At 67.3% G+C, this 10,749-nt stretch carries 7 protein-coding genes; 4 read left to right on the top strand and 3 right to left on the bottom strand.

The window, feature by feature from the left end; all coding sequences use genetic code 11:
• Positions 1-184: hypothetical protein (locus CCR84_RS16345; protein ID WP_207186258.1), on the top strand; the 184-nt coding region annotated here is incomplete at its 5' end.
• 861 nt (positions 185-1,045) lie between these two features.
• Here CCR84_RS16345 and pgsA read toward each other — a convergent pair.
• Positions 1,046-1,636: a CDP-diacylglycerol--glycerol-3-phosphate 3-phosphatidyltransferase gene (gene pgsA, locus CCR84_RS08415; RefSeq protein WP_201211319.1), complete on the bottom strand. Its 591-nt coding sequence runs from the start codon at positions 1,634-1,636 to the stop codon at positions 1,046-1,048.
• Positions 1,636-3,642, bottom strand: a complete 2,007-nt coding sequence (gene uvrC / locus CCR84_RS08410) for an excinuclease ABC subunit UvrC (protein ID WP_201211317.1) — start codon at positions 3,640-3,642, stop codon at positions 1,636-1,638. Before uvrC ends, pgsA begins: the two co-directional genes overlap by 1 nt.
• Before the next feature lie 8 nt (positions 3,643-3,650).
• On the opposite strand from uvrC, the gene earP reads away from it, so the two are divergent.
• A complete protein-coding gene (gene earP / locus CCR84_RS08405; RefSeq protein WP_201211316.1) occupies positions 3,651-4,925 on the top strand; it encodes an elongation factor P maturation arginine rhamnosyltransferase EarP in 1,275 nt (424 codons plus the stop codon).
• A 39-nt stretch (positions 4,926-4,964) separates the two neighbouring features.
• Positions 4,965-5,522 carry an elongation factor P gene (efp, locus tag CCR84_RS08400; protein WP_201211315.1) on the top strand — a complete coding sequence of 186 codons (558 nt, stop codon included), beginning with the start codon at positions 4,965-4,967 and terminating at the stop codon, positions 5,520-5,522.
• A gap of 266 nt (positions 5,523-5,788) precedes the next feature.
• Here the strand turns inward: efp and CCR84_RS08395 are convergent, their stop codons facing one another.
• The gene (locus CCR84_RS08395) at positions 5,789-8,752 is read right to left on the bottom strand and encodes a diguanylate cyclase (RefSeq protein ID WP_201211314.1); all 2,964 of its coding nucleotides are present in this window, start codon (positions 8,750-8,752) and stop codon (positions 5,789-5,791) included.
• A gap of 488 nt (positions 8,753-9,240) precedes the next feature.
• Between CCR84_RS08395 and hflX the strand changes: the two genes are divergently transcribed.
• Positions 9,241-10,584: a GTPase HflX gene (gene hflX, locus CCR84_RS08390; RefSeq protein WP_201211313.1), complete on the top strand. Its 1,344-nt coding sequence runs from the start codon at positions 9,241-9,243 to the stop codon at positions 10,582-10,584.
• Positions 10,585-10,749: the final 165 nt, after the last annotated feature.

Here is a 10,749-nt window from a genome sequence, read left to right as displayed (position 1 = left end):
CTGGATCGCCACGCCCTGCGGGCTCGCGATGACGCGTCGCCATCCCGTCATTGCGAGGCGCGTAGCGCCGTGGCAATCCAGCTCGTTCTTCCGTCTTCTCGACCTGGCCGGCCATCCACGTGCGACACGATATCCGCCCTACGCACTGGATCGCCACGCCCTGCGGGCTCGCGATGACGCGTAGCCATCCCGTCATTGCGAGGCGCGTAGCGCCGTGGCAATCCAGCTCGTTCTTCCGTCTTCTCGACCTGGCCGGCCATCCACGTGCGACACGAGTCCGCCCTACGCCCTGGATCGCCACGCCCTTCGGGCTCGCGATGACGCGTCGCCATCCCGTCATTGCGAGGCGCGTAGCGCCGTGGCAATCCAGTTCGTTCTTCCGTCTTCTCGACCTGGCCGGCCATCCACGTGCGACCCGATATCCGCCCTACGCACTGGATCGCCACGCCCTGCGGGCTCGCGATGACGCGTCGCCATCCCGTCATTGCGAGGCGCGTAGCGCCGTGGCAATCCAGCTCGTTCTTCCGTCTTCTCGACTTGGCCGGCCATCCACGTGCGACACGATATCCGCCCTACGCCCTGGATCGCCACGCCCTGCGGGCTCGCGATGACGCGTCGCCATCCCGTCATTGCGAGGCGCGTAGCGCCGTGGCAATCCAGCTCGTTCTTCCGTCTTCTCGACCTGGCCGGCCATCCACGTGCGACACGATATCCGCCCTACGCACTGGATCGCCACGCCCTGCGGGCTCGCGATGACGCGTCGCCATCCCGTCATTGCGAGGCGCGTAGCGCCGTGGCAATCCAGCTCGTTCTTCCGTCTTCTCGGCCTGGCCGGCCATCCACGTGCGACACGAGTCCGCCCTACGCCCTGGATCGCCACGCCCTGCGGGCTCGCGATGACGGGCTGTTGATCGCGACGACCTCCGCGGATCAGGTCGGCCGATGCTTCACGAAATCGTTCCACGTTTCACGCTAACCCGACCCGCCACCTACCACCTACCACCTACCACCTACCACCTACCACCTACCACCTACCACCTACCACCTACCCCGCCCTGCCCGACTTCTCCTGCGCGACGATCTCCGGCCAGGCCATGCGCAGGTAGTAGGCCATCGACCACAGGGTCAGCACGGCGGCGACGTAGATCAGCCAGGTACCGGCTTCCTGGAGGTCGATCCCGGCGACGGGCCTGTGGTAGAGCAGCAGCGGGATCGCCGCCATCTGCGCCGTCGTCTTGATCTTGCCGAGCATCGACACGGCGACGCTGGCGCGGGCGCCGATCTGCGCCATCCATTCGCGCAGCGCCGAGATGGTGATTTCGCGGCCGATGATGATCACCGCGATCACCGCGTCGAGGCGGCCGAGCTGGACCAGCATGATCAGCGCCGCGGCGACCATCAGCTTGTCGGCGACCGGGTCGAGAAAGGCACCGAAGGCCGAGGTCTGCTCGAGCTTGCGCGCGAGGTAGCCGTCGAGCCAGTCGGTCGCGGCGGCAGCGCAGAAGAGCAGCGTCGCCAGCGCGTCGCGGCTGAAGGGCGCCGGCACCCAGGAATCGGGCGCGTAGTAGACGCCGACCATCGCCGGAATCGCGATGATGCGCAGCCAGGTGAGGAAGATCGGGAGATTAAACGGCATCAGCGCAGCGCAGCATGGATTCTTTCCGCCAGTTCCCGGCTGATTCCGGGAACGGCACACAATTGCTCGACTCCGGCGTCGGACAGCCCCTGCAGGCCGCCGAAGCGCTCGATCAGCGCCTTACGTCGCTTCGGTCCGATGCCGTCGATGTCCTCCAGGCGCGAGGTCTTGCGCGCCTTGCCGCGCTTGGCGCGGTGGCCGGAGACGGCAAAGCGGTGCGCCTCATCGCGGACTTCCTGGATCAGCAGCAGCGCCGGGTGATCGGGATTCAATTGTAACGGTTCGCGCCCGTCCGGAAAAATCAGTGTTTCCAGACCCGGCTTGCGCTCCTCGCCCTTGGCGACGCCGACCATCGGCAGTTGCGTCAGGCCCAGTTCCTCCAGCGCCGAGAACGCCATCGCCACCTGCCCCTTGCCGCCGTCGATCAGGATCAGCGCCGGCGCCGTGCCCTCGCCGCTGGCCACCTTGTCGTAGCGGCGCAGCACCGCCTGGCGGATCGCCGCGTAGTCGTCGCCCGGGGTGATGTCGCGGATGTTGAAGCGGCGGTACTCGCTGCGGCGCATCCCGTCGCCCTGCCAGACGACGCAGGAAGCGACCGGCGACTCGCCCATGGTGTGGCTGATGTCGAAGCACTCGATGCGGTCGCCCTCGATCGCCAGCACTTCCTGCAGCGCCTGCAGGCGCTTGCCCTGCATCGTCAGTGCCGTGCGCCGTGCGCTGATCGCCAGGCGCGCGTTCTGCAGCGCCATCTCGACCCAGTGCCTGGGCATCGACAGGCGCGCCTCGACCACCGGCGTCGGCCGGCCGGCCAGCGCGCTGACTTCGGCAGCTGCCTCGTCGTCGACCGGCAACGGTTTAACGTAGATGCGCTCGGGCACCGGGTGCGCCGAATAGTGCTGCTGCAGGAAGGCGAGCAGGGCATCGGCCGGCGTGCAGCCCGACGCGTTGCCGGGAAAGAACGGGCGGTCGCCGAGGTGGCGGCCGCCGCGCACCATCGCCAGGTTCACGCAGAGGACCCCGTCCTCCTCGACGGCGACGACGACATCCACGTCCTCGCCGCGGCTGCTCTCGACGTACTGCTTCTCCTGCACGCGGCGCAGCGACTGGATCTGGTCGCGGATTCTTCCCGCCTCCTCGAAGGCGAGCGCCTCGGCGGCCGCCTGCATCGCCTCGCTCAAACGGGCGATCACCTCCTGCTGTTTTCCCTGCAGGAACATCGCCGCCAGGCGCACGTCCTCGGCGTAGGCTTGGGCCTCGATCTCACCGACGCAGGGGCCGGAGCAGCGCTTGATCTGGAACAGCAGGCAGGGCCGCGAGCGGTTGGCGAACACCGAGTTCTCGCAGGTGCGCAGCAGGAACATCTTCTGCAACAGATGCACGCTGTCGCGCACGGCGACCGAGGACGGATACGGTCCGAAATAGTCGGCGCGGCGGTCGGTGGCGCCGCGGTAGAACGCCAGCCGCGGGAACTCGTCGCGAGTGAGGACGATGTACGGATAGGACTTGTCGTCGCGGAAGAGGATGTTGTAGCGCGGCGCCAAGCGCTTGATCAGGTTGTTCTCGAGCAGCAGCGCCTCGGCCTCGGAACCGACCACCGTCGTCTCGACGCGCGCGATCTGCGCGACCATCAGCGCGATGCGCGGGCTCGGGTGGTTCTCGCGGAAGTACGAGGCGACGCGCTTCTTCAGGCTCTTCGCCTTGCCGACGTAGAGGACCACGTCCTTCGCGTCGATCATGCGATAGACGCCGGGCAACTCGGGCAAGGTCGCCAAGAGCGCGCGCGCATCGAAGGCGAGCGCCGCGGATTCGGCGGCTTCGGCGGCTTCGGCGGCTTCGGCGGCTTCGGCCGGCGCAGTGTCGGCGGTCGCGGCCGGCGCCGCGTCGTGCAGTGCATCGGCGGCCGGGGCTACGCTGGCTTCGATCCCGGCGTCGAACGGGGTATCGAACCGGGAGTCGCTTGCGGCTTCTGCGGCGGCTGGCGGCGGACTGGGCGGCTGGGTTAGCATGGCGGCCGATGTTATCACGTGCGCCTACTCCAACGACTCCTGGGACTACCACGAGCACTCTTCCGCCAGCCTCGCCGCGCGCGCGCTGGGACATCTTCTGCACGGTCATCGACAACTTCGGCGACATCGGCGTCAGCTGGCGCCTGGCCCGCCAGCTGGCCGCCGAGCACGGACTCGCGCTGCGCCTGTGGGTCGACGAGCTCGGCGCCTTCGCCGCGCTCTGTCCGCAGATCGATGCGCGCCTCGACGAGCAGACCGTGCAAGGCGTCGAGGTGCGGCGCTGGCGACCGGGTGAGTCCGGTGAGTCCGATGAAATGCTGGCCGACTTCATCGAAGCCCCCGGCGACGTCGTCGTCGAAGCCTTCGGCTGCAATCTGCCCGAGGCGGCGCTGGCGGCGATGGCGCGGCGCCCGTCGCCGCCGGTCTGGATCAACCTCGAATACCTGAGCGCCGAAGCCTGGACGCTCGGCTGCCACGGGCTCGGCTCGCCGCACCCGCGCCTGCCGCTCACCCGCCACTTCTTCTTCCCGGGCTTCGTGCCGGAAAGCGGCGGACTGTTGCGCGAGGGCGAGCTGCTGGCACGGCGCGACGCGGCCTTCGCCGAACTGGCCGCCGCTGACCGTCCAGGATCGCCGGCGGCGCGCCTGGCCTTCGTCTGTGCCGCTGCCGGCCTGCCCGCCCCCGCGGCGACGCTGCCGGCGGAGACGCTGCTCGTCTCGCTGTTCGCCTACGAGAACCCGGCCATCGCCGAGCTGTGCGCGCTCTGGGCAGCGGGCGAGACCCCGGTCTGCTGCCTGCTGCCCGTCTCGCGCGCCCTGCCGGCCGCGGCCGCATTCTTCGGCCAGGAGCTCGCCGCCGGCGACGTCGTCCGCAAAGGCATGCTCGAAGTCCGCGTCCTGCCCTTCGTCGAGCAGCCGCGCTACGACCCGCTGTTGTGGGCCTGCGACCTCAACTTCGTCCGTGGCGAGGACTCCTTCGTGCGCGCGCAGTGGGCCGCCAGGCCCTTCGTCTGGCACATCTACCCGCAGGAAGACGACGCGCACCGCGTCAAGCTCGACGCCTTCCTCGACCTCCACTGCGCCGGCCTGCCGCCGACGGGTGCAGCCGCGCTGCGCGAGTTCTGGCACGCTTGGAACGCCGGGCACGTCGATGCGGCAAGCTGGCAGCGCCTGCTCGCGGAGATGCCGGCTCTGGCGCCCCACGCGCAGGCCTGGTCGGCAGGGCTTGCCCGGCAGACCGACCTCGCGCAACAGCTGGTGATTTTTTCCCGATCCCGGCTATAATGGCGAGTTATCTTTTTACCGCTTACCGGAAATAGCACTATGAAAACCGCTCAGGAGCTTCGCGCAGGCAACGTGTTCATGGTCGGCAACGACCCGCTGGTTGTCCTCAAGGCTGAATACAACAAGTCGGGCCGCAACGCCGCCGTCGTCAAGATGAAGATGAAGAATCTCCTGACCGGCGCGCCGAGCGAGACCGTCTACCGTGCCGACGACAAGTTCGAAGTCGTCCAGCTCGAACGCAAGGAAGTCAGCTACTCGTACTTCGCCGACCCGATGTACGTCTTCATGGACGGCGAGTACAACCAGTACGAGATCGAAGCCGACGCCATGGAAGACGCGCTGCACTACCTCGAAGACGGCATGCCCTGCGAAGTCGTCTTCTACGAAGGCAAGGCGATCTCGGTCGAACTGCCGAACGCGCTGGTCCGCGAAGTCATCTACACCGAACCCGCCGTCAAGGGCGACACCTCGGGCAAGGTCATGAAGCCCGCCCGCCTGTCCACCGGCTTCGAACTCCCGGTCCCCGCCTTCGTCGAAATCGGCGACAAGATCGAAATCGACACGCGCACCAACGAATACCGCGCCCGCGTCAAGTAAGCGCTGCTCGCGTTATACGAAAAAAGGCGGCCCCGGCCGCCTTTTTTCATGGTGCAACAATCACGGGGTCAGGTCTCGAATTGTTGCATTTTGCCAGTCAGCAGCTCGTCATCGCGAGCCCGCAGGGCGTGGCGATCCAGTGCGTAGGGCTGTCATCCGGTCGCCCGAGCTGGCGAGGCCGGGAAAGAACGAACTGGATTGCCACGGCGCTACGCGCCTCGCAATGACGGGAATGCAACATTCACTCGGGGTCAGGTCTGTTGCATTTAGCCAGCTTCCTCTTCCAGCGGCCCCTTCTCCCCACCCACCGTCGGAAAAAACGCCCGGTCCTGCTTGAGCATGTGGATGACGATCACTTCCTGCGCCAGGAAGTCCATCAGCCTGGCGAGCTCGCCGTCCCCTTGCGCGAAGCGAGCCCTGAGTGCCTCGGCGCGCTCGAGCAGGTGGCGGTGCAGGCCGGCGTGCTGTTTCAGGTCTGCGTAGCCGCATCGGCGCAGGATTTCCTCTTCGTTCCTGAAGTGCTCGGCGACATGCGCGAGCAGCGCGTCGAGCTTCGGCAGGACGGCAGTCGGGGACGGCTCGCTGGCGACCAGGCCGATCAGTTCGTTGGCGAGGCGGAACAGCTCGCGGTGTTCGGCGTCGATGCGCGCTTCGCCACTGGCGTAGCCTGCCCGCCAGACCAGCCGTAGCGGCTGCGCGTCGGCCTTCACCACGCGGTTGCGGCCTTCCCGCTTGGCGCGGTAAAGAGCCTCGTCGGCACGCTGGATCCAGCTGTCGGCGCTTTCGCCGACCAAGAACTGGCTGACGCCGAAGCTGGCGGTGACCGTCCCCACGCCCGGAAAAGGCTCGGCGGCGACCTGCTCGCGCACTTTCTCCGCCACCTGGATGGCCTCGTTGCCGCCACCGTGCGGCATCATCACCACGAACTCCTCGCCGCCCCAGCGCGCCAGGACGTCGACGGCGCGCAGGCTGGCGCGCACACGCTGCGCCATCTCGATCAGCACCCGGTCGCCCGCCTGGTGGCCCCAGCGGTCGTTGATCGACTTGAAATGGTCGATGTCGAACATGATCAGCGACAGCGGATCACCGTAGCGCTCGGCCAGCCCCATCGCGGCGCTTGCTGCCTGCTCGAAATGGCGGCGGTTCCACAGCCTGGTCAGCACATCCGTGGCCGCCAGCTGCTGCAACTCGGCATTGCTTTCCTGCAGGGCCCGGTTTGCCGCAGCGAGGGCGTCGCGCGCCTGCTGCCGTTCGCGCTCGTTCAGCTTGCGCGCGCTGATGTCGCGCGTGATGCCCATCAACTCGAGGAAGCGCCCCTTGCGGTCATACATCCCGCTCGCCGTGATTTCGACCCAGATATACGAGCCGTCCTTGCGCCGGTGTTCGAGTTCGCGGGCCGTGAAGTCGACCGGGCGTCCGGCCTGCACGTTGGCCATGGAGTCGGCAAAGCCCGCCGCGACGATCGCGTACGAGGCCGGCGAAAACATTTCTGCCAGCGACAGCTTCCTGAACTCTTCCTGCGTGTAGCCGAGCAGGCGCTCGACCGAAGGGCTGATGTAGGTGACGACCCCATCCGGCCCGAGGTTCCAGACGAGGTCGATCGAGTTGTCGGCCCACAGGCGGTGTCTTTCCTCGCTGATGCGCAGCTTCTTTTCCACCGCGTAACGCTCGCTGATGTCGAGCAGCGAGATCAGCAGCACGTCGTCCATGGCCGTGGCACCGACCACCACCTGCTTGAGCGTGCCATCCTTGCAGGTGACGCGCACCTCCTGCGACTCGACCTTGCCCTGGCTGCGCACCGCCTCGCGCACGCGCTCACGCCACCAGCTGCTCGCCGCCGCACGATACCCTGCGTCGGGATAGGCCCTCTCCTCCCAGTCCTGCAGCGTCTGCAGGTCCGCGCGCGAGTAGCCGAAGCTGCGCACGAAGTGCTCGTTGAGGAACAACACCCGCGCGTCGTCGCCCGAGGACAGCGCGGCGATGGCGGTGGGGATGTTGTCGAGCATCCGCCGCATCTTCGCTTCGCTCTGCCTGAGCGCTGCCGAGGCGGCGCGTAGCTCGGCGGTGCGCAGATCGACCTCGTGCTCCAGGTTGGCGCTGAGTTCGCGGTAGCGTTGCTCGCTGGCGCGGATCTTCTCCTCGTTCTCCTTGCGCTCGGTGATGTCGCTGGTGACGCCGCAGAGGAGCTCGGGACGATTGTCCGCGGCGAGGAAGGTGCGCCCCATCGCGCTGATCCAGCGCAGCGAGCCGTCGGGCAGGATGATGCGATACTCGGCCTGATAGTCCTCGTGCGTCGCCATCGAACGCCGCACCAGCGCCTCGACCCGCTCGCGGTCGTCGGGATGCAGCAGCGAGAGGAACAGCGCGAAACTCGGCTCGGCCGCATCGGGAACGCCGAACTGGGCGCAGAAACGCTCCGACCAGATCGCTTCGTCGGCGTCCACCTTCTGCTCGAAAACACCGAGCTTCGCGCCGTCGATGCTCAGCCTCAGCTGCGCTTCGTTCTGCCGCAGGCGCTCGGCGATCCTGCGCAGCGAGGCATGGTGGTAGCCGAGCATGAAGAGCAGGCCGATGCAGAGCGCGGCGCAGAGCGCGAGCAGAACGCGTGCACGCGCCTCGGCCGCCTGCACCGCCTCACCGGTACGTCGGTCGACGAGCTCGCTGAACGCGTGGATCGGCGTCATGATGCGCGCCTTCGCCGCGAGGTAGCGATCGTCGAACAAGATGAGTCGCGCGCTCGCCAGCGCGGCTTCGCGCGCCGGGCCGACGCTGTCCAGGAGGCGCATCGCCGCCCGTTCCGTCTGCGTCAGCGAATCGCTGAGCGATTTCGCCTCCTGCAGCATCTTCAGTTCCTGCTCGGCGACTCCGGTCTCGCCGATCAGCTCGAGCAAGGCGACGCCGGTTCCCGTGCTGGCAGGCAGCGGCTGCGGGTCGGCGCTGCGCAGCTGCCAGTAAAGCTCGTGATAGCCGGCAGGGCGCGGCTTCCTGCCGTCGCGGATGTCGAGGATCGCCTCGTAGTAGTCCCTGAAACGCGGATTGCCGGTCAGCACATAGCTGCGCGCCATCTGCGTCAGCTCGTCGGAAGTCCGCCGCAACTCGTCGGCACGCAGCAGCGAGGTCTGCCGCAGCTCCCTCGCCTCGCGGATCGCCTTCTCGGCGCTGACATAGCCCGCGAACGCGGCCGCCAGCGCGAACAGCATGAAGACGCTGAGCGCAAAACCGGAACGCACGAAACCGCGCTTATGCAGGACGTCGCAGCACACGTCCAGAAGCCCTGACTGTCATGATCGTGCCCGGTTGAGGAATGTGGCGATCATATTACCAGCGTGCAACAACCCCGGGGTCAGGTCTCGAATTGTTGCATTTTGCCAGTCAGCAGCTCGTCATCGCGAGCCCGCAGGGCGTGGCGATCCAGTGCGTAGGGCTGTCATACGGTCGCCCGAGCTGGCGAGGCCGGGAAGGAACGAACTGGATTGCCACGGCGCTACGCGCCTCGCAATGACGGAATTGACGGTTCGCGCAGAAAGCAGCGCGTCGGATTAGCGCAGCGTAACCCGATAAACCCCTCACTGACGTCTGACTTCCCCGCCATGGACAAGAAGTGAAGCCCGGGGTCAGGTCCCGAATTGTTGCATCACGCGGCCGATGCAACAATTCGAGACCTGACCCCATGATGTTGCATGTACCATCTGCCTTTGTCCAACGCAGCGGTCCAAGAATGTCTGTCCAAGAGAAACCCGGCTACGCGATCGTCGCGGCCGTTCAACTGCCGAGCGTGAGCGACAGCGAGTTCGAGTCCTCGCTGACCGAACTGCGCGAACTGGCCAAGACCCTCGGCTACCAGGTCGTGCACACCTTCACGCAGAAGCGCGCCGGCTTCGACCAGACCGGCTACCTGGGCGTCGGCAAGCGCGAGGAGATCCGCTGCTTCGTGAACGGCGACCCCGACTTCACCGACTCGGTAGCCGCGATCCGCGCCGCCGCCGAACACGGTAGCGAGATCGAGGTGCTGCTGGTCGACCACGAGATCTCGCCCTCGCAGGCGCGCAACCTCGAACTGGAGACCGGCTGCGAGGTGATGGACCGTACCATGGTCATCCTCGAAATCTTCCACCGCAACGCACGCTCGCGCGCGGCGAAGGCGCAGGTCGAGATCGCGCGCCTCGGCTACATGGCGCCGCGCCTGCGCGAAGCGGCCAAGCTCGCCGGGCCGCAGGGACGGCAGCGCAGCGGCGTCGGCGGTCGCGGTGCCGGCGAGTCGCACACCGAGCTCGACAAGCGCAAGATCCGCGACCGCATCGCCGAGTTGCAGGAGGAGATCGTCGCCATGGAGGCCGAGCGCCGGACGCAGCGCGCGCGCCGCCAGGGACGGCAGACGCCGGCCAGCGTCGCACTGGTCGGCTACACCAACGCCGGCAAATCGACCCTGATGCGCGCGCTCACCGGCAGCGAGGTGCTCGTCGCCAACAAGCTGTTCGCGACGCTCGACACCACCGTGCGCGTGCTGCAACCCGAGGGCATCCCGCGCGTGCTGGTCAGCGACACGGTCGGCTTCATCAAGAACCTGCCACACGGGCTGGTCGCTTCGTTCAAGTCGACGCTCGACGAGGCGCTCGACGCGGCGCTCTTGCTGCACGTGGTCGACGCGAGCGACCCCGATCGCGAGCGTCAACGCGAGGTCACCGAAGCGGTGCTCGCCGAGATCGGCGCCGACCAGGTGCCGCGCATCCGCGTCTTCAACAAGATCGACGGCGTCGGCGATGCAGCCGCCCAAGCCGCACGCGAGGCCGAACTACGCGCCGAGCACCCGGACTGCGTGGTCATGAGCGCCCGCCGCCCCGAAGACGTCGCCCGCCTGCGCGAGCTGATCCTCGCCTTCTTCCAGAAGGACTTGGTCGAAGCCGAACTTTTCCTGCCCTGGTCGGCGCAGCAACTGCGCAGCGAAATCTACGCCAACTGCGAGGTGCTCGAAGAACGCGCCGACGAAGCGGGCGCCCTCTTCCACGTGCGCGGCGACCCCGCCGCCATCGCCCGCCTGCAGGAATTGCAGGGGACGCGATAGCTGATCGTAGGTCGCAGGTCGTACGGTACCGGCCTGTTGATAGGGGTCGAGAAGGGGCAAGCCCCTCCCCGCCCTCCGAACCGTACGTGCAGTTTTCCCGCATACGGCTCTCCAGTCGGTGATTGTCCTCATCGGGATTGTCTCGCAGCAAGCCAAGCTGTGTGC

The sequence above is a fragment of the Rhodocyclus purpureus genome (assembly GCF_016653115.1).
GTDB lineage: Bacteria > Pseudomonadota > Gammaproteobacteria > Burkholderiales > Rhodocyclaceae > Rhodocyclus > Rhodocyclus purpureus.
The sequence above is the reverse complement of the archived record's forward strand: the minus strand, read 5'-3'. Positions and strand labels throughout refer to the sequence as shown.

What these genes read in the sequence shown, in the direction of transcription:
- pgsA (WP_201211319.1), bottom strand. Translation starts at nt 1,636, where the DNA reads ATGCCGTTTAATCTCCCGATCTTCCTCACCTGGCTGCGCATCATCGCG.
- uvrC (WP_201211317.1), bottom strand. Translation starts at nt 3,642, where the DNA reads ATGCTAACCCAGCCGCCCAGTCCGCCGCCAGCCGCCGCAGAAGCCGCA.
- earP (WP_201211316.1), top strand. Translation starts at nt 3,651, where the DNA reads ATGTTATCACGTGCGCCTACTCCAACGACTCCTGGGACTACCACGAGC.
- efp (WP_201211315.1), top strand. Translation starts at nt 4,965, where the DNA reads ATGAAAACCGCTCAGGAGCTTCGCGCAGGCAACGTGTTCATGGTCGGC.
- hflX (WP_201211313.1), top strand. Translation starts at nt 9,241, where the DNA reads ATGTCTGTCCAAGAGAAACCCGGCTACGCGATCGTCGCGGCCGTTCAA.